19 protein-coding genes, 1 tRNA gene and 2 pseudogenes are annotated in these 23,736 nt (G+C 57.3%); 7 read left to right on the forward strand and 15 right to left on the reverse strand.

The features are described 5' to 3' along the window. Positions 1–414: pseudogene (locus AC07XF_RS06360) on the forward strand (hypothetical protein); the annotation flags it as partial. Between the two features lie 293 nt (positions 415–707). Here AC07XF_RS06360 and AC07XF_RS06365 read toward each other — a convergent pair. Beyond that, positions 708–919 (reverse strand): annotated as a pseudogene (locus tag AC07XF_RS06365) (hypothetical protein). 832 nt (positions 920–1,751) lie between these two features. On the opposite strand from AC07XF_RS06365, the gene AC07XF_RS06370 reads away from it, so the two are divergent. Next, complete coding sequence (locus tag AC07XF_RS06370) at positions 1,752–1,958, forward strand: hypothetical protein (protein WP_495025829.1); 207 nt, start codon at positions 1,752–1,754, stop codon at positions 1,956–1,958. Positions 1,959–2,326: 368 nt separating this feature from the next. Beyond that, a tRNA-Leu gene (locus AC07XF_RS06375) sits at positions 2,327–2,448 on the forward strand. 259 nt (positions 2,449–2,707) lie between these two features. Here AC07XF_RS06375 and AC07XF_RS06380 read toward each other — a convergent pair. Beyond that, positions 2,708–4,366 carry an arylsulfatase gene (locus AC07XF_RS06380; protein WP_495025830.1) on the reverse strand — a complete coding sequence of 553 codons (1,659 nt, stop codon included), beginning with the start codon at positions 4,364–4,366 and terminating at the stop codon, positions 2,708–2,710. A gap of 556 nt (positions 4,367–4,922) precedes the next feature. Between AC07XF_RS06380 and AC07XF_RS06385 the strand changes: the two genes are divergently transcribed. Continuing rightward, a complete protein-coding gene (locus AC07XF_RS06385) occupies positions 4,923–5,213 on the forward strand; it encodes a hypothetical protein (RefSeq protein ID WP_495025831.1) in 291 nt (96 codons plus the stop codon). 399 nt (positions 5,214–5,612) lie between these two features. Beyond that, positions 5,613–6,173, forward strand: a complete 561-nt coding sequence (locus AC07XF_RS06390; RefSeq protein ID WP_495025832.1) for a magnesium transporter — start codon at positions 5,613–5,615, stop codon at positions 6,171–6,173. A gap of 32 nt (positions 6,174–6,205) precedes the next feature. Here AC07XF_RS06390 and AC07XF_RS06395 read toward each other — a convergent pair whose 3' ends face one another. From AC07XF_RS06395 to AC07XF_RS06415, 5 genes are read right to left on the reverse strand one after another with little or no spacing between them, the layout of a single operon-like run. Continuing rightward, the gene (locus AC07XF_RS06395) at positions 6,206–6,523 is read right to left on the reverse strand and encodes a cytochrome C oxidase subunit IV family protein (RefSeq protein WP_223521360.1); all 318 of its coding nucleotides are present in this window, start codon (positions 6,521–6,523) and stop codon (positions 6,206–6,208) included. 13 nt (positions 6,524–6,536) lie between these two features. Next, positions 6,537–7,250, reverse strand: coding sequence for a heme-copper oxidase subunit III family protein (locus tag AC07XF_RS06400; protein ID WP_007993729.1), 714 nt, complete (start codon positions 7,248–7,250; stop codon positions 6,537–6,539). Between the two features lie 6 nt (positions 7,251–7,256). After that, positions 7,257–7,943, reverse strand: coding sequence for a cytochrome c oxidase subunit 3 (locus tag AC07XF_RS06405; protein ID WP_495025833.1), 687 nt, complete (start codon positions 7,941–7,943; stop codon positions 7,257–7,259). Continuing rightward, complete coding sequence (ctaD, locus tag AC07XF_RS06410) at positions 7,940–9,715, reverse strand: cytochrome c oxidase subunit I (protein ID WP_495025834.1); 1,776 nt, start codon at positions 9,713–9,715, stop codon at positions 7,940–7,942. The genes AC07XF_RS06405 and ctaD overlap by 4 nt, the downstream gene beginning before the upstream one ends. A gap of 49 nt (positions 9,716–9,764) precedes the next feature. Continuing rightward, entirely contained in the window at positions 9,765–11,237 is a 1,473-nt protein-coding gene (locus tag AC07XF_RS06415; RefSeq protein WP_495025835.1) for a cytochrome c oxidase subunit II, read from the reverse strand. Between the two features lie 312 nt (positions 11,238–11,549). Here AC07XF_RS06415 and AC07XF_RS06420 point away from each other — a divergent pair, with 312 nt between their 5' ends. Then, entirely contained in the window at positions 11,550–11,888 is a 339-nt protein-coding gene (locus tag AC07XF_RS06420; protein WP_495025836.1) for a hypothetical protein, read from the forward strand. A 263-nt stretch (positions 11,889–12,151) separates the two neighbouring features. Here AC07XF_RS06420 and fabI read toward each other — a convergent pair whose 3' ends face one another. From fabI to gloB, 8 genes are all read right to left on the reverse strand, one after another. Then, positions 12,152–12,946, reverse strand: a complete 795-nt coding sequence (gene fabI / locus AC07XF_RS06425; protein WP_495025837.1) for an enoyl-ACP reductase FabI — start codon at positions 12,944–12,946, stop codon at positions 12,152–12,154. 19 nt (positions 12,947–12,965) lie between these two features. Then, a complete protein-coding gene (locus tag AC07XF_RS06430) occupies positions 12,966–14,576 on the reverse strand; it encodes an ABC transporter ATP-binding protein (protein WP_495025838.1) in 1,611 nt (536 codons plus the stop codon). 1 nt (position 14,577) lies between these two features. Continuing rightward, positions 14,578–15,597: an ABC transporter permease gene (locus AC07XF_RS06435; RefSeq protein WP_495025839.1), complete on the reverse strand. Its 1,020-nt coding sequence runs from the start codon at positions 15,595–15,597 to the stop codon at positions 14,578–14,580. Between the two features lies 1 nt (position 15,598). After that, positions 15,599–16,672 (reverse strand): microcin C ABC transporter permease YejB, encoded by a 1,074-nt coding sequence (locus AC07XF_RS06440; RefSeq protein WP_495025840.1) that lies wholly within the window; start codon positions 16,670–16,672, stop codon positions 15,599–15,601. Between the two features lie 4 nt (positions 16,673–16,676). Beyond that, positions 16,677–18,518 (reverse strand): extracellular solute-binding protein, encoded by a 1,842-nt coding sequence (locus tag AC07XF_RS06445; protein ID WP_495025841.1) that lies wholly within the window; start codon positions 18,516–18,518, stop codon positions 16,677–16,679. After that, complete coding sequence (locus tag AC07XF_RS06450) at positions 18,515–20,335, reverse strand: extracellular solute-binding protein (RefSeq protein ID WP_495025888.1); 1,821 nt, start codon at positions 20,333–20,335, stop codon at positions 18,515–18,517. The genes AC07XF_RS06445 and AC07XF_RS06450 overlap by 4 nt, the downstream gene beginning before the upstream one ends. Before the next feature lie 249 nt (positions 20,336–20,584). Further along, the gene (locus AC07XF_RS06455) at positions 20,585–22,015 is read right to left on the reverse strand and encodes a transglycosylase SLT domain-containing protein (RefSeq protein ID WP_495025842.1); all 1,431 of its coding nucleotides are present in this window, start codon (positions 22,013–22,015) and stop codon (positions 20,585–20,587) included. Positions 22,016–22,114: 99 nt separating this feature from the next. Next, complete coding sequence (gene gloB / locus AC07XF_RS06460; protein WP_495025843.1) at positions 22,115–22,882, reverse strand: hydroxyacylglutathione hydrolase; 768 nt, start codon at positions 22,880–22,882, stop codon at positions 22,115–22,117. 65 nt (positions 22,883–22,947) lie between these two features. Here gloB and AC07XF_RS06465 point away from each other — a divergent pair, with 65 nt between their 5' ends. Next, on the forward strand, positions 22,948–23,706 hold the full coding sequence (locus AC07XF_RS06465) for a class I SAM-dependent methyltransferase (RefSeq protein WP_495025844.1): 759 nt from the start codon (positions 22,948–22,950) through the stop codon (positions 23,704–23,706). The last annotated feature ends 30 nt before the right edge of the window (positions 23,707–23,736 follow it).

The following is a 23,736-nucleotide window of genomic DNA, read 5'->3' on the forward strand; positions in this document are numbered from 1 at the left end:
AAGGACAACGACAAGGCGAAAGACAACGACAACGCGAAAGACAACGACAGGGCGAAGGATAACGACAAGGCGAAGGACAACGACAAGGCGAAGGACAACGACAAGGCGAAAGACAACGACAAGGCGAAAGACAACGACAAGGCGAAAGACAACGACGACGCGGATGACAATGACAACGATGCCGCACATGCAGCCAGGGACGCTGCCAGAAACGACGCAGATGCAGCCAGAGATGCTGCCCGGGCTGCTGCAGATGCAGCCAGGGACGCAGCCAAAGCTGACGCGAAAGCAGCCAGAGAGGCTGGCAAAGTTGAGGCGAAAGATGCCAGAGAGGCTGGCAAAGTCGAGGCGAAGGATGCCCGGGAGGATGTGGCGGACGCCCCGGATGTCGACGCAGTTGAGGTACACAACTAGGCCTGCATGCGCCGTAATGAACACGGCAGGGCTGGTCGTAAAAGACGTCCCGCAAGCTTGAGGGACATATCACCAATGAGTCGCAAGCCCTAATGCATCGCGGGGTTTGCGACTTTTTTTCGAAATCTGTCGCACAGTCCGAAACACTGACGAGGATGGCGGCAGTGGGGGCGGAGCTGGCCGGGTCAGCAATCAATCCCAGTCGTTCACAAAACCTGGAGCCCTCCCGTTTTTGTGGCGCAGGGTCGGGAAGTTGGACTCATCTTTCCACCAATCGCTTTTGGTGATTGCCGTCACTCCGGCGCCATCATCACCGCGAGCGTCATCTTTATGAACTCTTCATTCTTGTCAATGGCTTCCAGCGCGCCGCGCACGTTGTCGGCGACGTCGGCCGAGCCGCGCTCTGCTCGACCCAGTTAGAAAGCTCCAGGATGGCGGCTTCTAGGGCGAGCCGGTTTTCGTTGATTTTGAAGAGCAGGGAAGGGAGTAGATCTGAGTTTGGCATCGCGATTCCTCCGTGGAGATTTCAGCGTAGCAGTCGTCAAACGTGGGGGGAGAGAAGAAGGGCATGGTCGGCAGGACGCCGGGGAAGAGCCGAAAAGGTGTGGGGACTTTTTCGGGGATTCGCTATTTTTGGTTGAGCTCTGTAGGGCACCGTTTGCAGCGAGCGCCAGTAGAAGACTCAACAAATGTTGGGGAATGCGCCCATTTTCAAGCATGGGGTGCTAGGGGTCGAAAACTGCACAACGAAACGCTGATGGTATGCGGGATCAGCATATCTTCGGTATCAGCCGATTCGGAGCGAGAACATACTTTGACGCTGAAATGGGGGATTTTTCCGGTCCGCAATCTCTGAAACGTATGCGGAAACATTGGCTTGGATGGCAGCCAAAAAGGAGTGATTGCGACCCGGAAAATCTATTGAAAGGTGCGGCCTGATTGATTTTCACTTGGGACTTAAAATCCCCCCGCTCGTAAGGGCGTGCCGGTTCGATTCCGGCTTCGGGCACCATGAATATCAAGGGCTTGCGTGAGATACCTCATGCAAGCCCTTATTTTTTCTTGCCGCAATTCCTATTTTGTAGGCGTCACCTTCTTCCCTTTGCGGTTGCGGATGTATTGCTCGGTCATCACTACAGAGGTGTGACCAAGCTGGTTCATTGCCTCCCGGATGTTGCCGGTTGACTCAGAAACTGCCCCGTCCGCGGATCGAAGTGGCGCACAAAGTGAACGTGCCTGGAACCGAAGGGCTGATCGCTGACCCCGGGCCCTCTGATCACCTCGAAGCTGTTCATCCGGTGGATAGGTATGAAGTGCCGGTTATCGATTAGTACGAAATGCCGGTTATCGATTGGTACGAAATGCCGGTTATCGATTGGTACGAAATGCCGGTTATCGATTGGTACGAAATTCCGGTTATGGATTGGTACGAAATGCCGGTTATCCATTGGTACGAAATGTCGGTTGTTCATTGGCACGAAATGCCGGTTTTCCATATGAAACGGGCCCCTGTGGAATTGGTGGAATTGCCCGCATTGCTGTAGCTGCCCACTGACCAGAACGGCCGGGTGAGGATTTTGATCGAGGCCGCCACCGCTCATTGCCTCCAGGGAGAGGCTGCTTGCCAGTAGACCCGCAACCAAGAGCAGGAGCTGCTTGAAGATACGCATAGCGCCACCTCCGACGGTCCCCCTACACCAAATTATAGTGCGCCATGGACCCCGGCCTGGCCTTGGCGCTGAAGTAGACATCTAGTCAGACGGTGGAAGACCAGAAAGTAAGATCCGAAAAATCACCTTGTAATTCATCGTGTTACAGAACGTATGTCCTAATTTTTACCATATCTCGGCACGACCCCGAAAAGATGCCGAAAAAAATCTCAAACCACTGAGTATAAGGCTTGTGGCGGCGTGCCTCGGAAAGAATTGAGGCAGGAATATTCGTGTAAGCAATTGAATTATATGAGGATATCGAGTGGACTTAAAATCCCTCGCTCGTAAGGGCGTGCCGGTTCAATTCCGGCTTCGAGCACCATGAATATCAATGACTTGCGTGAGATACCTCATGCAAGCCCTTATTTTTTTGCACCGCAATCAAAAAATCTTTTTCGCAATTCGCTACCGTCAGTCTGAATCGCCAATGGGCAAAATTCCGTGCGTTTCTAACTGGTTTCGAAGGTCACTGAATTCGCGCCGCTTTCCGTTAGTGTCTCGAACGGCAAATTGCCGACTGCGCGCAAACGTCAAATTGAAGTGGCGACCCCGGATGAGGCCGCCATTTTTCGGCTGATTGATCAGTTGCCGGCCGGCATCGGCAGGTTGATGCCTTCTTTTTTCAGGACTTCACGCACGGATTGGAATTTCTGGTACTGCGACAGTTCGATCGGCCCGTCGTAGCCCATGCTTTGCAATTTGCGTGGTGGGTAATCGACGTAGGTCTTCATCAGTTTCATGATCGCGCCCGTGATCGGCACCATCGTCCATGTGCGCTCAGTAAAGTTGTTCATGAAGAGGTCATAGCGTTCTTGCGGGTCTTGCCACAAGTCAAAGACCTGCGGCACGGTGGCCACATATTTTTCTGCGCCTTTCCACCCCAGGTTAGAGTCCACGGCCAGACCACCGGTCTGCGCGCCATCATCGCCGCGCAGGTTGAACACGGCCTTATAGTTCCCGACACGGGCTGCACCCGGGGACAATTCGTTCTCGGTAAAATAGAACCACTCCTTGCGCGGCGAAGGGGCACTACCGGTGAGCACCGGCGTCATGTCGTAGCTGTCGAAGATGATCGGCTGACCTTCACGATCTTTCTCGGGCAGCTTCACGCCAGCCACAGAGGCGAACGTCGCCATCAAATCCAGACCACCGAGAATCTCGTGGTTTTTCGTGTCCGGCTTGATCTTGTCTGGCCAGACGGCAATGGCCGGTACCCGGTTACCGCCCTCACGCACCGTGCCCTTGGTTCCTCGGAACGGGGTGTAGCCGGCATCCGGATAAACGTCCTGCCAGGCGCCGTTGTCAGTGGTGTAAACCACCAGCGTATTCTTATCCAGGCCCAGCGCCTTGAGCTTGTCCATGATGCGGCCGATGTGGGTATCGAGTTCGACGATGGAGTCGGCGTATTTGGACTTGGACATGGACTTATGAACGAACTCCGGAGCCGGCATGTTCGGCTGGTGGACTTTCATGAAGTTGACGTTGATGAAAAACGGCTTGTCGGATTTGGCCGCCGTGTCGAGAAACTCAAGCGCAGCTTTTTCGACATAGTTATCAAAGAACGGAATGCCGACCACGCCGGGTTTGCCGTCCACGACAGGCGTGTCGACGTACTGGCCATTGACCTTGAATTCTTCGATCGGTTTTTCACCAGCCTTGCCGGACAACGCGCCCTTGGTCACCTTTTGAAACATCGCGCGGGTTTCCGGGTCCATGTCGGGGAACCATGTCGGGTCGGCATAGGTGTAGGCATTGAGGTGGTACAGGCCGACGTATTTCATCACGTCATAACCTTGTGCATTGGGCAGCGCATAGTCGGCTTCGCCCAAATGCCATTTGCCGGTGAAGTAGGTGTCGTAGCCACCGGTTTTGAGCACTGATGCCAGCGTCCACTCGGCTGCCGGCAAGCCACCGCCCTGGCCCTGGAAGGCCACGGTAGTCATGCCGCTACGATTGGGGATCCGCCCGGTTTGCATGGCCGCCCGGCCAGGTGTGCAGCTTGGCTGGGCATAAAAAGAGTAAAAAGTGACGCCTTCTGCCGCCAATTCATCGATTTTGGGCGTGGGCATGCCGCGCCCGATCCCACCTCCGTAGGGGCCCAGATCGCCGTAGCCCGTATCGTCGGAGACGATAAACAGGATATTGGTCTTTTCCGTTTGAGCCGCGTGGGCAAGTCCGCTCAATGACAAAAGCGCAGCAAACACGATAGATAGCCTGAAACGATCCGATAACTGTTCCATACCAGAATCCCTCGTTGTTTCATGATGTTGGCAACCGGGTGATGAGTGCACATCAACATTGACCCTTGGTGCATTAACCACCGAGTAAATAGCCTAGGTACTGCGTACAGAATCATTTCCCCCTTAGTTGCATGACCATGCACGGGTTAAGGCGCACGAAAGAGTCTAGTGCGGTTTTTCCAGTTGACGTGATAATTGCCCGGGCCGCACCACTGGGTCGACAGTCCGGAAAATGGCGCCGAAGGCAGGGGGTTTCGGGGAGCGTTTACGCTCTTGTTATCCAAATGAGTGGCGTGATGAAGCAGAACGTTTCAAGTGGCTGCTTTTGGCTGTGGCAACCTCTCGCTGAAGGGATGGGATTAGGAAAACAGCGGGACAATTTCTTGCAGCAACGTTGATTGAACTCTGGGCCAAAAAGTGGCCGGTGGTCGTTGCCTTTCGCTTGTCGCCGGCGTTTGGCTAAGCTTAATAAATCAGGGCGAACTGAAACCTGAGTAATAGCGATCATTAGCGGATCTGGATTGGCATCAAAACGCTACTCCCAAAGGAGACGACCATGTATGCGGTTATAAGAGTCTACCTGGGTGCTGGTGCAAAGCAGCTTTTCGAGCTTTTAGAGGAGCGCCAGGCCGACGTTGAAGCTGCCCTGCGGACAGTGCCTGGCCTCGTAAGCTACACACTGCTGAATACTGGTGATGGTGGTACGTCGGTGACTGTTTGCACGGACAAGGCCGGCAGCGATGCGAGCTTGAAAGTCGCGCGTGACTGGATTCAGAAAAATGCCTCGAATATCCACGCGAACCCGCCGATCGTAACGGAAGGTCCGGTCATTGTGCAGATCAAATAGCGCGCCCTTGTGATCGATCTCACGACACTGTCGTTGTCGAACATCTGGTTCCAACTCACGAACTTCGTGTCCAACTCCGTATAACGCAGCGATGTAGTGCAGCATCTGGGAGGATGTGATGCGGTGCGCTGAGATCATCCCGATTTCAGGACCCGTTTCGGGCTCGTCGGGTTAATTTGCTGATGCTGCTGCGATGCCGAAATCGCTGGAAGGGCACCAGGTCCAGATGCCACCCTTGGATCTTGAGATCGTCTGATCCACATTCTGGGGACTGCTATACTTTTTTCAGATTGCACGAAGTGTGCAACGTTCCCCTTGGTACAGATATCGACTGCGAATCTCAGTTAACGGCTGCCGGACAAAGGAGGTCTACAGCAAACACGGGATGGGAGGTGTGGCATGAATCGGCACTATTACATCAGTGACAATCTCAACGAGCTTGAAACCGTTGAAAATGAATTGGAAGCCAGTGGCATCAATTCCGAACAAATACATGTGCTCAGTGAAGAAGTTGCTGATGTTGAACAACATCATCTCCACGAGGTTAACTCGTTAATGAAACAAGATGCTGTTCACTCTGGGGAGATTGGTGCAGTGGTCGGTGTGCCGCTCGCGGCGGCGGTCCTTGTTGGCGCCTATTGGATGGGGTGGACCGAATCCGCCGCAGGCTGGGTGCCGTTTATCTTCCTTGCCATTGTTGTGTTTGGCTTCTGCATCTGGGAAGGCGGATTGTTTGGTATCCAGGTGCCGAATGCTCACTTCCGCAGCTTTAAACAGACAGTAGAAGAGGGCAAGCATATCTTCTTCGTGGATGTTGAACCGGATCAGGAATCGGTTTTGGACCGGGTAATGGAACATCATCCAATGCTGACGGTCGCTGGCACGGGTGCGGCAGCCCCTCACTGGACAATGGTCTGGCAGCACAAATGGCATCAGTTCAAGCGGGTGATATCGGGTTAGCTCCTGGAGACTCAAGGCCATCCGAAAGCGGCTTATTGACCAAAGAAAATGACCCGGCTGAGGAAAACATAGTCTGCCTCGGTGGCCATCAATCCGACGAGCACCAGTAAACACAAGGGTGGCACCAATATGGCGTAGACCATAGCCAACCGCTCCCAGGCCATATGCATGAAGATGGAGACGATTAAACCTGCCTTCAACAACATGAAAGTGATAATCAGGGACCATCTAAGGTAGCCATGGAAGTGGAAATAGTCGACAAGGTACGACAGCGTGCTGAGGACGAATAACAGCCCCCAGATTTTAAGGTACAAACTGATTGGATGTTGCTGACCCTGAGCATGTGCCATCACCCGTGCTCCTCTACCATAAATAGAAGAAAGCAAAAATAAACACCCACACCAAATCCACGAAGTGCCAGTAAAGACCGGCTATCTCGACGTTCTGGTAGTTTCCGGAGCGCTCATAATCTCCCCGCATTACTTTCATCGCCACAATGCTGAGGTAGATGGCGCCGATTGACACATGCAGTCCGTGAAAACCGGTAATCATGAAAAAGCTGGCACCAAATTGCGCCGCCCCCATGGGGTTCCCCCAGGGACGTACCCCTTCGGCTATGAGCTTGCTCCATTCAAATGCCTGCATGCTGACGAAGGTCACACCCAAGGCAGCGGTCGCCAGCATCAGGGCTGTGGTTTTCGCGCGATCACGGCGATAGGCGAAGTTGACGGCCATGGCCATGGTGCCGCTGCTGCTGATCAGCACAAAGGTCATGATGGCGATAAGAATAAGGGGGATTTCTCTGCCGCCGATCGTCAGGGCGAACACTTCGCTGGGGTTCGGCCAGGCGGTGGTGATGGTCATGCGTACCGACATGTAGCCGGTTAAAAAACAGGTGAATATAAACGTATCGCTGAGCAGGAATATCCACATCATCGCCTTGCCCCAGGGGACCTGCTTGAAAGCCTCCTTATCCGAGGCCCAGTCGCTGGCGATGCCCTGCCATCCCGGGGCAGGTGGCAAGCCTGGTGGATTGGATGAACTGGACTCGCTGGGGGCTTGTGGGTGCGATGCCATGGCTTTTCACCTCAGGCCGCAGAGTCTGGCGATGGATTCATAGGTTTGCGGCGTGCTGGTCAGCAGCGCGAACAGCACGAACCAAAGACCCAACAGGTAATGCCAATAGATGGCACAGAGTTCTACGCTGGCGCTGAGTTGCGGCAACGGCACATGGCGCAGGAGTTTGGCGACGGTTCTGCCCCAGGCAATCAACCCGCCCAGCAGGTGGAACCCGTGCACACCGGTCAACAGGTAGAAGAAACTGTTGGCCGGATTGCTGGCGACAAAGTAGCCCCAGGTGACAAACCGCTGCCAGACCCAGAGTTGCCCCGCCAGAAAGGCAATTGCGAATACGCCTCCCAATGCAAAACCAATGACCGTTGCGTCCAGTCGATCCTTTCGGGCAGCCATGCGTGACCACTGCAGTGCGATGCAACTGAACACCAGAAAAGCCGAATTCAGCCACAGGGGCCATGGATTGGCTAACGGCGCCAAGGGTTCTGTCAGGGGTAGCCAGTCGGCCATTTGTGAGCGGGCGATAAAGGCGAGCAGGAAGAGTAAGAATAACGAGCTCACCACAGCCAGAAACAGGCGCAGGCCTATTCTCGCAGTCTGGTTTCTATCAGCGGTGGCCTGAATGCCTTCAGGATCGCGATTCCAACTGCCGCCGGGGTCAGCGCCGTCGGCGTTTCTCAATAGCAGTCTGTTCATGTTTTAACGTCCGCTATCCTGGTTCCGGCACTGAGTTGCCGCATTTGCTCCAGTTCCTCGGCGGAGACCGTTTGCGGAACGAAATCCTGTTCTATCCCTGGCACGCTGTAGTCATAGGCCCAGCGATGCACCACCGGCAGCTTCGCTCCCCAGTTACCGTGTACCGGTGGGGTGTTCGGCGTTTGCCATTCCAGGCTGGCCGCGCCCCAGGGATTACTGCCTGCGGGTTTGCCTTTAAATGCACTCCAGGCCAGGTTGAACACAAACAGCAACTGAGAAACGCCGACGGTCAATGCGACCACCGTAATGAAGGCATTCAACTCTTGCGCCGACTGCGGGATGAACGCGTAGTTTTCATAGGCATAGTAGCGCCGTGGCATGCCCTGGAAACCCAGGTAGTGCATGGGGAAGAAGATGGCGTAGGTGCCCAGAAAGGTAATCCAGAAATGCAGCTTGCCCAGGATGTCGTTCGTCATGCGCCCGGTTACTTTTGGAAACCAGTGATAAATACCGCCGAATACCACCAGTACCGGTGCGACACCCATGACCATATGAAAATGGGCTACGACGAAATAGGTGTCCGACAGCGGAATATCCACGATCACATTGCCGAGAAACAGCCCGGTCAGACCACCGACCAGGAAGGTGACGATAAAGGCCAGGGCAAACAGCATAGGCACGGTCAGATGGATGTCACCCCGCCACAGGGTCAGCACCCAGTTGTAGACTTTCAGTGCGGTCGGCACCGCGATGATCAAGGTGCTGATGGCGAAAAAAAAGCCAAAATACGGGTTCATTCCGCTGACATACATATGGTGCGCCCAGACCACAAAACTGAGTACGCCAATCGCAATAATGGCCCACACCATCATTCGGTAACCGAAGATGTTTTTACGCGCATGGGTGCTGATCAAGTCGGAGACCAGACCAAACGCAGGAAGCGCAACGATGTAGACCTCCGGGTGGCCGAAGAACCAGAACAGGTGCTGGAACAATATCGGGCTGCCACCTTGGTGATCGAGCTGCTGCCCCAGCGAGATCATTGCCGGCATAAAGAAGCTGGTGCCCAAGAGCCTGTCAAACAGCATCATGACCGCGCTGACAAACAACGCAGGGAAGGCCAGCAAGGCCATGATCGAGGCCATGAAGATTCCCCATACCGAGAGCGGCATGCGAAACAATGTCATGCCGTGCGTACGCGCCTGCAACACCGTGGTGACGTAGTTCAACCCGCCCATGGTGGCGGCGACAATGAAAATCGCCAGTGAGACGAGCATCAGCACAATGCCCCACTCGACCCCCGGCGTGCCCCGGGCAATGGACTGTGGCGGGTAGAGCGTCCAGCCTGAACCCGTGGGGCCGCCAGGGACAAAGAAACTGGCAAGTAACACCACTACCGCCACCAGGTAGAACCAGTAGCTGAGCATGTTGACATAGGGGAAGACCATGTCGCGGGCGCCCACCATCAACGGGATCAGATAGTTGCCGAAGCCACCCAGAAACAAGGCCGTCAGCAAGTAAATGACCATGATCATGCCGTGCATGGTCATCGCCTGATAGTAAGTACTGGCATCCATGAACGCCAAACTGCCGGGGAAGCCTATCTGCATGCGCATCAAGTCGGACAACACCACCGCGATAAGCCCCACGAACAGAGCCGTCAAGGAATATTGAATGGCTATGACCTTGTGGTCCTGACTCCAGATATATTTGGTCAGGAAGCTTTTAGGCTCGTGCAGTGCTTCTGTTTCGGCTTGTTCCGCATAGGCCATCACGTCATCCTCGTTCCGAAGTTTCAGTGTGTTTCTGGCTGCTTTACGGCTACTTCCCTGGCTCCGCCTTGGTCGCATCAGCGTCAGTATTCGCTTTGGATTTGATAAAAGCGATCAGTGCATTCAAGTCCTTTTCATTTGGAGCAAGGGTCGGCATGACGGCTGCAAAGCCCTTGACGATTTTGGCATTGGGATTAAGAACCGACTCCTTTAAATAGTCCTCATCGACCTTTACGCTCGTATCGTCGGCAAGGGTTTCAGTCTTGCCATACAGGCCCTGCCAGCTGGGGCCGACGCCCTTGGTGCCATCGACACTGTGGCAGGCCAGACAGCCAAGCGACCCCGCCACCCGCTGTCCCTGCGCTACCAGATCTTCACCTGGGCCCGATGCTTCGCCAGTAGAAGCTTCATCGCCCTGCCGCGCAGCACCCAGTGATTTGATCAGCGCGACGAGCGCACCCAGTTCATCGTCAGTGAGAGTATAGGTCACCATGACCGGCGGGTAGCCCTGTACCAGGCGGGCCTTCGGATCGAGAATCGACTCTTTCAGGTAGGCCTCATCGACCAGCACACTGGTGCCATCGGCAAGCTGTTCATTACGGCCGTACAGCCCCTTCCATCCCGGGCCGAGACTGTTGCTGCCATCCTGGCTATGGCAGGCACCGCAACCGTATTTTTCGACCAGTTGGCGGCCTTTTTCCAACATGCGGTCCCGACTGGGTTTGGCCGCTGTCGTTAATGTCTGCGCAAAAGTCGGTTGGCCTTTTAGCCATTGATCGAAGACGTCCTGTTCTTCCACGATCATATGGCCGCGCATGTTGTAATGACCTACGCCACAATATTCAGCGCAAAGGGTTTCATAATTTCCGGTTTTAGTCGGCGTAAACCAAAAGTACGACACCATCCCTGGCACCATATCCATCTTGCTGCGAATTTGCGGTACATAGAAATCGTGCAGAACGTCTTTAGCGCGCAGTAAAACTTTCACCGGCCGATCGAGCGGCAGATGAACTTCATTATTGATAACAAGCACATCGTCCTGCCCTAAAGGATCCTTGGGATCAAGACCGAGGGGATTGGCGGAATCAACAAACTTGATATCCGACTTGCCCAGCTTTCCGTCTTGGCCGGGAAAACGAAAGGCCCACTGCCATTGCTGGGCGATCACTTCAAGTTCGTAAGCATTTTTCGGCACCCGGATGAAATCGTTGTAAACAACCAGACCTGGCGCCAACATCCCGGCAATACCGACCGAGGTAACGATAATTAACCATAATTCCAGCTTTTTGTTTTCTGGCTGGTAGGCTGCCCTGGCACCCTCTTTGTGACGGTACCGCATCACCGCTACCGCCATAAATACCGTGATGGCAATGAAAAATATTCCGCTAATGATCAGGGTGATGAACAGGGTGGTATCTATGGACCCCCAGTTGGAAGCGGCCGGTGCCGCATGCCAAGGCGCTAGTATGTGGAAGAGTACTGATGCAATAACGATTAGTATCAGGATAATTGCTATTGCCATTTGCTCTTCATCCTATTCCTGTTGTTCATTGGTTATGCAAAAGCATCGCCACTGACGTCCAAGCAGGGCAGACAACTACCACCCATCCCGGTGGCAAAGTCAGTAAGAAGTATAGAGCCATCGGGCTGTAACGTGAGGCAGGCAAGCGAGGTCCCGTTGCCAGCTATACTCAATTTCAGATTACGGACGGCAGAGATCGCCCAGAAGCGGCCCAAAAGACGAACCCTGCCTATGCTGAGTAGTCAGATAATTGATGGCATTGAGAAGGGACGATAGCTACAGAGTCCAGCAATCCAAATTGGAGGTTTCGTCATGAGTGCCCTGACGATCGAGGGCTGGTGCAAAACCGGCCGCGACCAAAAGTCCACCCCGATGGGGGAAATCCATTTTTACGTCGACGGCCCTCTGCATGTGCGTCTGGAGGAAGCTGAAGAACGCCTGCAGAAGACCCACGAGCGTGAAGCCATGGTCGATGTCGACATGAGCTCAATGGAATTGAGATTGCCGGAGGGATACGGCCCCTTGTCCGACTGCCAAATGCGCGTCTATTTGCATGACGAGCGCGGTCAGTTCCATCTGGTCGGCCACCGCGCGGCCGATGGTAGCTTGATCTATAGCAACGCGGTTTTGATTGATCAACTGCTTGAGTAGTGGCTGCGTGATTCTCGGCATCGCGATTCCTCCGTGGAGATTTCAGCGTTGCAGCCGGTGCAGCCAAAAAGGCGTGTTTGCGACCCGGAAAAACTATTGAAAGGTGCGGCCTGATTGATTGTTCCTTGAATTTTTGTACTTCACGGAATCCCGGGAAACACAGAAACAAAAACGCCGACTTGATTGATGATGCTTGCGCGAGCAAACCCATCTAACAAACCGGCGTTGTAATCCGCGAAGAACTTTTAATGGCGGACCGAAGATTACTCTTCGAGGCTGCCCATGGCCGTGGTGTTGAAGCCACCGTCCACGTACATGATTTCACCGCTGATGCCGGACGCCAGGTCCGAGCACAGGAAGGCGCCGGCGTTGCCGACTTCTTCGATGGTGACGTTGCGGCGCAGCGGAGTTTGCGCTTCGTTGGCGGCCAGCATCTTGCGGAAGTTCTTGATGCCGGAAGCGGCGAGGGTGCGGATCGGGCCTGCCGATACGCAGTTGACGCGAGTACCGTCCGGGCCCAGGGAGCCGGCCAGGTAACGTACGCCGGCTTCCAGGGACGCCTTGGCCATGCCCATTACGTTGTAGTTCGGCATGGTGCGCTCGGCGCCCAGGTACGACAGGGTCAGCAGGCTGCCGTTGCGGCCTTTCATCATTTCGCGGCCAGCCTTGGCCAGGGCCACGAAGCTGTAGGCGCTGATGTCGTGAGCGATGCGGAAACCTTCACGGGTGGTGGCTTCGGTGAAGTCGCCGTCCAGTTGGTCGCCAGGTGCGAAGCCTACGGAGTGCACGATGCAGTCCAGGCCGTCCCACTTCTTGCTCAGTTCTTCGAAGACCTTGGCGATTTCTTCATCGCTGACCACGTCGCACGGGAAGCACAGCTCAGGGCTAGAACCCCAGCCTTGTGCGAACTCTTCGACACGACCCTTGAGTTTGTCGTTCTGATAAGTGAAGGCAAGCTCAGCGCCCTCGCGATGCATGGCGGCAGCGATGCCGGATGCGATGGACAGCTTGCTGGCGACACCGACGATCAGTACGCGCTTACCGGCGAGAAAACCCATGTGTTGCTCCTCTTTCAGGTTATTGCGCAGTGGCCGGAGCCAAAAAGGCGGCTTCCAGCAACTGCTGTGTATACGGATGTTGGGGGGCGGCAAAAATGCTTTGCGCGTCTCCCTGTTCGACCACTTGGCCATGCTTGACCACCATCAACTGGTGGCTCAGCGCTTTCACCACAGCCAGGTCATGGCTGATAAACAGATACGTCAGGTTGTACTTGGTTTGCAGTGAACGCAAAAGCTCCACCACTTGGCGCTGCACGGTGCGGTCGAGGGCCGAAGTCGGCTCGTCCAGCAAAATCAGCGCTGGTTTTAACACCAATGCCCGGGCAATGGCGATTCTCTGCCGTTGCCCACCGGAAAATTCGTGGGGGTAGCGGTGCCGGGTTTCCGGATCCAGACCTACCTCCTTGAGTGCTGCAATGATCGCTTGTTCCTGTTCCGCCGCGGTGCCCATCTTGTGGATCCGCAGGCCTTCGCCAACGATCTGGCTGACACACATCCGTGGGCTCAGGCTGCCGAACGGGTCCTGAAACACCACTTGCATCTCCCGCCGCAGTGGCCTGACTTGTTGCTGCGTCAGGCAGTCTAGCTGCTGGCCTTCAAAACGGATGGCGCCTTTGCTGGCGATCAACCGCAAAATCGCCAGCCCCAGCGTCGATTTGCCGGAACCGCTTTCACCCACAATCCCCAATGTCTGACCCTGGGGCAGGCTGAAATTGATGCCGTCGACCGCCTTGACGTAATCCACCGTGCGCTTGAGCAGGCCTTTCTTGATCGGAAACCAGACTTTCAAGTCTTCGACCGCCAGCAATGGCGGGCCGATCACGTTGCTTGCAGGCTTGCCGTCGGGCTCCGCTGCCAGCAGTTCCCGAGTGTACGGATGCTGCGGCGCGCGGAACAACTCTTCGCACGATGCCTGTTCGACGATGCAACCTTGCTGCATGACACATACGCGGTGCGCAATTCTTCGCACAAGGTTCAAATCATGGCTGATCAACAGCAGCGCCATGCCCAGTCGGGCCTGAAGTTCCTTGAGCAATTCGAGGATTTTCAGCTGAACGGTCACGTCCAGGGCGGTAGTGGGCTCGTCGGCGATCAGCAGTTCCGGCTCGTTGGCCAGGGCCATGGCGATCATCACCCGTTGGCGCTGGCCACCGGACAATTCATGGGGCAGGGCCTTGAGTCGCTTGTGCGGTTCGGGGATACCGACCATCTCCAGCAACTCCAGCGTACGTTTGGTCGCGACCTTGCCGGTCAGGCCCTTGTGGATCCCCAGCACCTCATTGATTTGCTTCTCGATCGAATGCAGCGGATTGAGCGAGGTCATCGGCTCCTGGAAGATCATCGCAATCCGGTTGCCGCGAATGTGGCGGATGGTTTTTTCTTTCAGGTCCAGCAGGTTTTGCCCGGAGTACTCGATGGTGCCGGAAGGGTGCCGGGCGAGCGGGTAGGGCAGCAGGCGCAGGATCGAGTGCGCCGTTACCGATTTGCCGGAACCGCTCTCGCCGACCAAGGCCAGGGTTTCGCCGCGCTTGATGTCGAAGCTGATGCCTTCAACCGCCCGTTGGCAGCGATTACCGACGACAAAATCGACGGACAGGTCGCGCACTTCGATCAGATTGTTCTGATTCATCTCACTTCCTCGGGTCGAAGGCATCGCGAGCGGACTCGCCGATAAACACCAGCAAACTCAACATCAAGGCCAGCACCGCAAAGGCGCTGATGCCAAGCCAGGGCGCTTGCAGGTTGGATTTGCCCTGCGCCACCAGTTCACCCAGGGACGGGCTGCCTGCCGGCAAACCGAAGCCGAGGAAGTCCAGGGCGGTCAGGGTGCCGATGGCGCCGGTGAGGATGAACGGCATGAAGGTCATGGTCGAGACCATCGCGTTGGGCAGGATGTGGCGGAACATGATCGCGCCGTTTTGCATGCCCAGGGCGCGGGCTGCACGCACGTATTCCAGGTTGCGCCCGCGCAGGAACTCGGCGCGTACCACGTCCACCAGGGCCATCCATGAGAACAGCAGCATGATGCCCAGCAGCCACCAGAAGTTGGGCTGCACGAAACTGGCGAGGATGATCAGCAGGTACAGCACCGGTAATCCGGACCAGATCTCCAGAAACCGCTGGCCGGCCAAATCCACCCAGCCACCGTAGAAACCCTGCAACGCCCCGGCGATCACGCCGATGATTGAGCTCAGCACGGTCAGGGTCAGGGCGAACAACACTGAAATGCGGAAACCATAGATCACCCGGGCCAACACATCGCGGCCCTGGTCGTCGGTGCCCAGCAGGTTGTCCGCCGAGGGCGGTGCCGGTGCCGGGACTTTCAGGTCGTAGTTGATGCTCTGGTAGCTGTAGGGAATCGGCGCCCACAGCACCCAGGCGTCCTTGGCCTTGAGCAGTTCGCGGATGTACGGACTCTTGTAATTGGCTTCCAGCGGAAATTCGCCGCCGAAGGTGGTTTCCGGGTAGCGCTTGAGCGCCGGGAAGTACCAGGTGTTGTCGTAATGCACCGCCAGCGGCTTGTCGTTGGCAATCAACTCGGCGCCGAGGCTGACGCCGAACAGGATCAGGAACAGCCACAGCGACCACCAGCCACGCTTGTTGGTCTTGAACAGTTCGAAGCGCCGGCGATTGAGAGGGGACAGGTTCATCTCAATGCTCCCGGCTTTCGAAGTCGATGCGCGGATCGACAAAGGTGTAGGTCAGGTCGCCGATCAGTTTCACCACCAGCCCCAGCAAGGTGAAGATGAACAGCGTGCCGAACACCACCGGGTAATCGCGGTTGATCGCTGCTTCGAAACTCATCAGGCCGAGGCCGTCGAGGGAGAAAATCACCTCCACCAGCAACGAGCCGGTGAAGAAGATGCCGATGAGCGCTGAGGGGAAACCGGCGATCACCAGCAACATGGCGTTGCGGAACACATGACCGTACAGCACGCGGTGGTTGGTCAGGCCTTTGGCCTTGGCGGTGATCACGTACTGTTTGTTGATTTCGTCGAGGAAGCTGTTTTTGGTCAGCAGGGTCATGGTCGCGAAGTTGCCGATCACCAGTGCAGTCACCGGTAGCGCCAGGTGCCAGAAGTAATCGAGGATCTTGCCGCCCATGCTCAGTTCATCGAAATTGTTCGAGGTCAGGCCGCGCAAGGGGAACCAGTCGAGGTAACTGCCACCGGCGAACACCACGATCAACAGGATAGCGAACAGGAACGCCGGGATCGCGTAGCCGACGATGATCGCCGAACTGGTCCAGACGTCGAAGTGGCTGCCGTGCCGCTTGGCCTTGGCGATCCCCAGCGGGATCGACACCAGGTACATGATCAGCGTGCTCCACAGCCCAAGGGAGATCGAGACCGGCATCTTTTCCTTGATCAGGTCGATGACCTTGGCGTCGCGGAAGAAGCTGTCGCCGAAATCCAGGGACGCATAGTTCTTCACCATGATCCACAGGCGTTCCGGCGCCGACTTGTCGAAGCCGTACATGTGCTCGATTTCCTTGACCAGCGCCGGGTCCAGGCCCTGGGCGCCACGATAGGCCGAGCCTGCCACCGAGACTTCGGCACCGCCGCCAGCGATGCGGCTGGTGGCCCCTTCGAAGCCTTCGAGCTTGGCGATCATCTGTTCCACCGGCCCGCCCGGGGCGGCCTGGATGATCAGAAAGTTGATCAGCAAAATGCCGAACAAGGTCGGAATAATCAGCAGCAGTCGCCGAAAAATATACGCCAGCATCTGATTACTCCGTGCCCGCAGGACCGGCCTGCAGTGTGGTTTCGACTTCTATCGCCGGCTTGATGTCGGGCTTGATCCACCAGGTGGCCGTGCCGATGTCGTATTTAGGCGAGACCTTTGGATGGCCGATGTGGTTCCAGTACGCCACGCGCCAGGTCTTGATGTGCCAGTTGGGTATTACGTAATAGCCCCATTGCAGAACGCGGTCCAGTGCACGGGCGTGGGCCACCAGGCTGTTGCGCGAATCGGCGTTGATCAGTTGCTCGACCAGTTGATCGACCACCGGATCCTTCAGACCCATTGAATTGCGACTGCCGGGTTTGTCGGCAGCGGCCGACATCCAGAATTCACGTTGTTCGTTACCCGGCGAGTTGGACTGCGGGAAGCTGCCGACGATCATGTCGAAGTCCCGGGAACGCACGCGGTTGATGTATTGCGAGACGTCGACCCGGCGGATCACCAGATCGATGCCCAGGTCACTCAGGTTGCGCTTGAACGGCAGCAGCACGCGTTCGAATTCGGTCTGGGCCAACAGGAACTCGATGACGACCGGTTTGCCGGTGGCATCGACCATTTTGTCATCGACGATGCGCCAGCCGGCCTCCTGCAGCAACTGATAGGCTTCCCGTTGCTGGGCGCGGATCATGCCGCTGCCGTCGGTGGTCGGGTTCTGGAACGCTTCGCTGAACACCTGCGGCGGCAGCTTGCTGCGGAACGGCTCGAGGATTGCCACCTGATTGGCATCGGGCAGGCCGGTGGCGGCCATTTCCGAGTTCTCGAAGTAACTGCGGGTGCGCGCATAGGCACCGTTGAACAGTTGCTTGTTGGTCCATTCGAAGTCCAGCAACAGTGACAACGCCTGGCGCACGCGCACATCCTGGAACACCGGGCGACGCAAATTGAACACGAACCCTTGCATGCCGGTCGGATTGCCGTTGGGAATCTGTTCCTTGACCAGCCGACCTTCGGTAACCGCCGGAACATTGTAGGCGTTGGCCCAGTTCTTCGCGGTCATTTCCAGCCAGTAGTCGAACTGCCCGGCCTTGAGCGCTTCCAGGGCCACGGTGTTGTCGCGGTAGTAATCAGTAGTCATTACGTCGAAGTTATAGAAACCCCGATTGACCGGCAGGTCCTTGCCCCAGTAATCCTTGACCCGCTCGTAACGAACCGAGCGTCCGGCCTTCACTTCGCTGACCTTGTACGGGCCACTGCCCAGCGGGATTTCCAGGTTGCCCTTGTTGAAATCGCGGTCGGCCCACCAATGCTTGGGCAGCACCGGCAACTGGCCGAGAATCAGCGGCAGCTCGCGGTTGTTGGTGTGCTTGAACTTGAACAGTACGGTGAGCGGGTCTTCGGCGACCACTTCCGCCACGTCGTTGTAGTAGCCACGGTACATTGGCGCGCCGTCCTTGGTCAGCATCTGGAAGCTGAACACCACGTCCTCGGCGCGTACCGGATGGCCGTCATGGAAGCGTGCTTCCGGGCGCAGGTAGAAACGCACCCAAGCGTTGTCCGGGGCTTTTTCGATCAGCCGCGCGATCAAGCCGTATTCGGTGAACGGCTCATCGAGGCCTTGCTTGGCCAAGGTGTCGTAGATGTTGCCGATATCATCCGCTGGCACGCCTTTGCTGATGAACGGGTTAAGGCTGTCGAAGCCACCGAACCCGGCCTGGCGGAAGATCCCGCCCTTGGGCGCGTCCGGATTGACGTAGTCGAAGTGCTTGAAGTCGGCCGGGTATTTCGGCGGCTCGTTGTACAGGGTCACCGCATGTTGCGGGGCGGCACAGGCCAGCCCGGCAAACAGCAGACCGCTGGCCTGCAAGAGCAGGGCACGGATGGGTTTCATTGATCTTTCTCCGAAGATTTCAGCCACCACGCATTCAGGCCCAGGGTGTAGGGCGGCGTGGTGACGAAGGCGAGCCGGTTGCGGTACGCCAGACGGTGATAATTGAGGTACCAGTTGGGAATGATGTAGTGCTGCCATAGCAGCACGCGGTCGAGGGCCTTGCCGGCGGCGACTTGCTCATCGCGGGTCCGGGCGGCCAGCAACTGTTCGAGCAAATGGTCGACCACCGGGTTGGCAATGCCGGCGTAGTTCTTGCTGCCCTTGACCGCGGCCTGGCTGGAGTGAAAGTACTGCCATTGTTCCAGGCCCGGGCTGAGCGTCTGGTTGAGGGTCATCAGAATCACGTCGAAATCGAACTGGTCGAGGCGCTGCTTGTATTGTGCGCGATCGACCGTGCGCAGCCGCGCATCGATGCCGATGCTGGCAAGGTTCTCGACGTAAGGCTGGAGGATGCGCTCCAGGTTCGGGTTGACCAGCAGGAGTTCCAGTCGCAACGGCTGCCCGGCGGCGTTTTGCAGACGCTGGCCATTGAGTTTCCAGCCGGCTTCGGCGAGCAAGCCGAGGGCTTTGCGCAGGGTCTCACGGGGAATGCCGCGCCCATCGGTCTGCGGCAGGTTGAACGGCTCGGTAAAGAGCCTGGCCGGCAATTGCTCGCGGTAGGGCTTGAGCAACAGCCATTCATGCCCGACCGGCAAACCGGTGGCCGAGAATTCACTGTTGGGGTAATAGCTCATGGCGCGTTGGTAGGCGCCGCTGAACAGCGTGCGGTTGGTCCATTCGAAGTCGAACATCAGTCCCAGCGCTTCACGGACCTTGGCGTCCGAAAACGTCGGGCGACGGATGTTCATGAACAGGCCCTGACTCTGGGTCGGGATTTGATGGGGAATTTGCGCCTTGATCACGTCACCGCGACGTATGGCCGGGAAGTTGTAGCCGGTGTCCCAGTTCTTCGCCTGATGCTCGATATAGATGTCGAATTCACCGGCCTTGAAGGCCTCGAACGCCACGTCGCTGTCGCGGTAGAACTCCACTTCCATGCGATCGAAGTTGTACTTGCCGCGATTGACCGGCAGGTCCTTGCCCCAGTAATCCTTGACCCGCTCGAAGACGATCTGCCGTCCTGGCGTGACCGACGTGATGCGATACGGCCCGCTGCCCAGCGGCGGCTCGAAGGTGGTGGCCTTGAAGTCGCGACCTTTCCAGTAATGCTGCGCCAGCACCGGCATTTCGCCCAGGCGCAGGATCAGCAGCGGATTGCCGGCGCGCTTGAACACGAAACGGATGCGCTGCGGATTGAGGATGTCGACCCGCAGCACTTCCTGAAGGCTGGTGCGGTACAGCGGATGGCCTTCCTTGAGCAGCAGGCGGTAGGAGAACGCGACGTCGTAAGCGGTGATCGGCGTGCCGTCATGGAAGCGTGCTTCGGGACGCAGGTTGAACACCACCCAACTGCGGTCCTCGTTGTATTCCACCGACTGGGCGATCAGGCCATAACTGGACGCCGGCTCATCCCCGGACGGCGCGTACTGTCCGGTGCCGACCATCAGCGGCTCATTGAGCTCGTTGATGCCGTATTGCAGGAAGTTCGGTGTGGTGACCGGGCTGGTGCCCTTGAAAGTGTACGGGTTAAGCGTGTCGAAGGTGCCAAACGCCATGACCCGCAACGTACCGCCCTTGGGCGCTTGCGGGTTGACCCAGTCGAAGTGGGTAAATCGGGCCGGGTACTTGAGCGTGCCGAACTGCGCATAACCATGGCTTTCGCTGATCGTCGCGCTTGCGGTGGAGCTCAAGGCCAGGCTGATCAGGAGCAGGAGCAGGGGACGCTTCAAATAGGGGATCCGATCAAGGCGGCTTGGGCTTTGTGGATCGTACAGTAACAGCTTGTATGGACAGGAAAAAGACGGGGGGGGAATGCGCAATATCAACTGTTGCATTCCTGTAGGAGCTGGCTTGCCAGCGAAGGCGGCGTGACAGGCGAAATCGATGTTGACTGTGCCGACGTCTTCGCTGGCAAGCCAGCTCCTACAGGCAGGCATAAAAAAACCCCTGAAATCAGGGGCTCTTTTTTAGTGCGGGTTGGAAACCGTCAACATCTGGCCCGGCTTCAGCGCCTGACCGACACGTGGGTTCCAGCGCTTGAGGTGCTGCATTTCAACGTTGAAACGCTTGGCCACGATGTACAGCGAGTCGCCTTGCTGGACCTTGTACGTGGTCTGCTGCTTCTTGGTGTTCGCTGCAATCACGGTGTTGACGCGTCCGGAGCTGCGTTTGCTGTTGTCCTGCATGACCAGGGTCTGGCCGGGCTTGAGGTTTTTGCCGGTCAGTTTGTTCCAGCGTTGCAGGTCCTTCACGTCAACGTCGTTGGCCTTGGCGATGGAGCCGAGGTTGTCACCCCGTTTGACCCGGTAGGAACGCTTGACGCTGGCGACCTGGGTGTCGTCGGCACCTTCGAAGACCGGCTTGAGCGATTTCTTGCTGATCAACTCTTCAGGACGCATGGTCTGCAGGCTGCTGGTCAGCAGTTGCGCCTTGGAAGTCGGGACCAGTAGATGCTGCGGGCCGTCGATGGTGGTGCGCTGCTTGAAGGCCGGGTTGAGCTGGAACAGTTCGTCTTCGTCGATGTTGGCGACTTCAGCGACCTTGGACAGGTCCATGCGCTGGTTGATTTCGACGACCTGGAAGTACGGTTCGTTGGCGATCGGGTTGAGATTCACGCCGTAGGCTTCCGGTGCCATCACCACTTGCGAGAGAGCCAGCAGCTTTGGCACGTACGCTTGGGTTTCGGCGGGCAGCGGCAGGTTCCAGTAGTCGGTCGGCAGGCCGAGACGCTCGTTGCGCTCGATGGCCCGGCTGACGGTGCCTTCGCCGGCATTGTAGGCCGCCAGGGCCAGCAACCAGTCGCCGTTGAACATGTCGTGCAGGCGGGTCAGGTAATCCATTGCGGCGGTGGTCGATGCGGTGATGTCGCGACGGCCATCATAGAAGCGGGTTTGACGCAGGTTGAAGTAACGCCCGGTGGACGGGATGAATTGCCAAAGACCCACCGCGTCGGCCCGGGAATAGGCCATCGGGTTGTAGGCACTTTCAATCACTGGCAGCAGTGCCAGTTCCAGCGGCATGTTGCGTTCTTCAAGGCGTTCGACGATGTAGTGAATGTAGAGGCTGCCACGCTCGCCGGCGTTTTCGAGGAAGGATGGATTGCTGGCGAACCATAGGCGCTGTTGCTCGATGCGCGGGTTGACGCCCAGCCCGTCTTGCAACTGGAAGCCCTGGCGCATGCGCTCCCAGACGTCCTGTGGAATTTGCGGGCTGGGTTTTTCGCTGAGCCAGATCGGCTTCTGCTTGGCGCGCGCGGCGATGTTCGGCGTGTGCGCCGCATCGGTCTGCGGCGCATGACTGGAACAGCCCGCCAGGGTGGCGGACACAGCCACCGCAATGGCTTGAGCCAAGCGGGTCAATGCGTCTGAACTGATGGCTTTGCGAATAGGTGACGACATTGGCTGGAAGTAAGTTCCGGGCAAAAATGTCGGGCGATTCTAGAAAGCACACCCTGCGCGGTCAACCTTTCAGAATTGTTGCAACCTTGGGGGGGCCCTTTAGAACGTGTCTTTCCACGCTCGAAGCGCAGCAAAAACCATATCGGGCGCCGAGTTATCGGTGCCGGTCCGTTCGTCCGCTTTTTCTTTAACGGATGTTTCACCGGAACGCAAAAACGGGTTTGTGAGCTTTTCCAGCGCCAGTGTCGATGGCAGCGTCATGATTGCGGATTCGCGTTGCCGGGTGACTTTGGCCAGACGCTCGGCGGTGTGCGGATTGTTCGGTTCGACGGCCGCCGCAAACTTCAGGTTGCCGAGGGTGTATTCGTGGGTGCAGTAGACCAGCGTGTCTTCCGGCAATGCAGCGAGGCGTGTCAGCGAGGCATACATTTGCTGTGGCGTGCCTTCAAACAACCGTCCGCAGCCGGCGGCAAACAGTGTGTCACCGCAGAACAGCAACCCGTGGTGGTAATAAGCGATATGCCCCAGGGTGTGGCCAGGGACCGCAAGGATGTCGAAGTCCCAGCCGAGCACACTGACCTTGTCGTTGTCTTTGAGCGCAATGTCCCGCGCCGGGATCGATTCGCTGGCCGGGCCATAGACCTTTGCGTCCGTCGCTTTTTTCAGCTGTTCGACGCCGCCGACATGGTCATGATGGTGATGAGTGATCAAAATATCACTCAGTACCCAGCCCGGATTGACCGCGAGCCAGGCTTGTACGGGGGCGGCATCACCCGGGTCGACGACCGCGCAGCGCTTGCTGCCGTGGTCTTGTAACAACCAGATGTAGTTGTCGGTGAAGGCGGGCAGGGCAGTGATCTGTATCATCGTCGGATTCGCCAAGCGGAAAACAATGGCGCATCTTAGAACTTCCTGGCGCGTTGGAGAATGCAATGACTGATAAAGCGTTCGCACAGGCTGATCCCGACTGGCTGGCATTGATCAGCGCGGCCCGCGAGTGGCTCGCCGGTCCCCTCGGGCAATTATTGCTGGACGAAGAGCGGCGCATGCTCGAAGACGAGCTCGGGCGGTTCTTTGGCGGTTATCTGGTGCATTACGGTCCGTCGGCCCAGACACCACCGTCAGCGCCGCAGGTGCAGCGCAACGTGCGCCTCGGCGCGCCGCTGCCGGGGGTCGAGATCGTTTGTGAGGAACAGGCCTGGCCGTTGAGCGAGCATGCTGCCGATGTGGTGGTGCTGCAGCATGGCCTGGATTTCTGCCTGTCGCCCCACGGCTTGCTCCGTGAAGCGGCCAGCAGCGTTCGTCCCGGCGGGCATTTGCTGATCATCGGTATCAATCCCTGGAGCAGTTGGGGCCTGCGGCATGTGTTTGCCCAGGATGCGCTGCGCAAGGCGCGCTGTATTTCGCCGTCACGGGTCGCGGACTGGCTGAACCTGCTGGGCTTCGCGCTGGAGAAACGCCGCTTCGGATGCTATCGTCCGCCGCTCGCGTCACCGGCGTGGCAGACCCGCCTGGCCGGCTGGGAGCGCAAGGCCGGTGACTGGCAGTTGTCGGGCGGCGGCTTCTATTTATTGGTGGCGCGCAAGATCGTGGTGGGCTTGCGGCCGGTCCGTCAGGAGCGTCGCGAGCCGATGGGCAAGTTGATCCCTTTGCCGATGGCCAAGGTCAACCGTCGCAATATCGAACCGTAATACCCACTTTTTATTTGCGGCCGGGCCTGT

The organism is Pseudomonas sp. GW821-FHT01C01 (assembly GCF_059422645.1).

Bases quoted from the DNA above. Each gene is read 5' to 3' on its own strand.
- AC07XF_RS06395 (WP_223521360.1), bottom strand. From the start codon at position 6,523: ATGGCACATGCTCAGGGTCAGCAACATCCAATCAGTTTGTACCTTAAA.
- AC07XF_RS06430 (WP_495025838.1), bottom strand. From the start codon at position 14,576: ATGAATCAGAACAATCTGATCGAAGTGCGCGACCTGTCCGTCGATTTT.
- AC07XF_RS06445 (WP_495025841.1), bottom strand. From the start codon at position 18,518: ATGAAACCCATCCGTGCCCTGCTCTTGCAGGCCAGCGGTCTGCTGTTT.
- AC07XF_RS06455 (WP_495025842.1), bottom strand. From the start codon at position 22,015: ATGTCGTCACCTATTCGCAAAGCCATCAGTTCAGACGCATTGACCCGC.
- gloB (WP_495025843.1), bottom strand. From the start codon at position 22,882: ATGATACAGATCACTGCCCTGCCCGCCTTCACCGACAACTACATCTGG.
- AC07XF_RS06380 (WP_495025830.1), bottom strand. From the start codon at position 4,366: ATGGAACAGTTATCGGATCGTTTCAGGCTATCTATCGTGTTTGCTGCG.
- AC07XF_RS06465 (WP_495025844.1), top strand. From the start codon at position 22,948: ATGACTGATAAAGCGTTCGCACAGGCTGATCCCGACTGGCTGGCATTG.
- AC07XF_RS06400 (WP_007993729.1), bottom strand. From the start codon at position 7,250: ATGGCATCGCACCCACAAGCCCCCAGCGAGTCCAGTTCATCCAATCCA.
- AC07XF_RS06370 (WP_495025829.1), top strand. From the start codon at position 1,752: ATGCCGGTTATCGATTGGTACGAAATGCCGGTTATCGATTGGTACGAA.
- AC07XF_RS06420 (WP_495025836.1), top strand. From the start codon at position 11,550: ATGAGTGCCCTGACGATCGAGGGCTGGTGCAAAACCGGCCGCGACCAA.
- AC07XF_RS06435 (WP_495025839.1), bottom strand. From the start codon at position 15,597: ATGAACCTGTCCCCTCTCAATCGCCGGCGCTTCGAACTGTTCAAGACC.
- AC07XF_RS06440 (WP_495025840.1), bottom strand. From the start codon at position 16,672: ATGCTGGCGTATATTTTTCGGCGACTGCTGCTGATTATTCCGACCTTG.
- fabI (WP_495025837.1), bottom strand. From the start codon at position 12,946: ATGGGTTTTCTCGCCGGTAAGCGCGTACTGATCGTCGGTGTCGCCAGC.
- AC07XF_RS06415 (WP_495025835.1), bottom strand. From the start codon at position 11,237: ATGGCAATAGCAATTATCCTGATACTAATCGTTATTGCATCAGTACTC.
- AC07XF_RS06385 (WP_495025831.1), top strand. From the start codon at position 4,923: ATGTATGCGGTTATAAGAGTCTACCTGGGTGCTGGTGCAAAGCAGCTT.
- AC07XF_RS06405 (WP_495025833.1), bottom strand. From the start codon at position 7,943: ATGAACAGACTGCTATTGAGAAACGCCGACGGCGCTGACCCCGGCGGC.
- AC07XF_RS06390 (WP_495025832.1), top strand. From the start codon at position 5,613: ATGAATCGGCACTATTACATCAGTGACAATCTCAACGAGCTTGAAACC.
- ctaD (WP_495025834.1), bottom strand. From the start codon at position 9,715: ATGGCCTATGCGGAACAAGCCGAAACAGAAGCACTGCACGAGCCTAAA.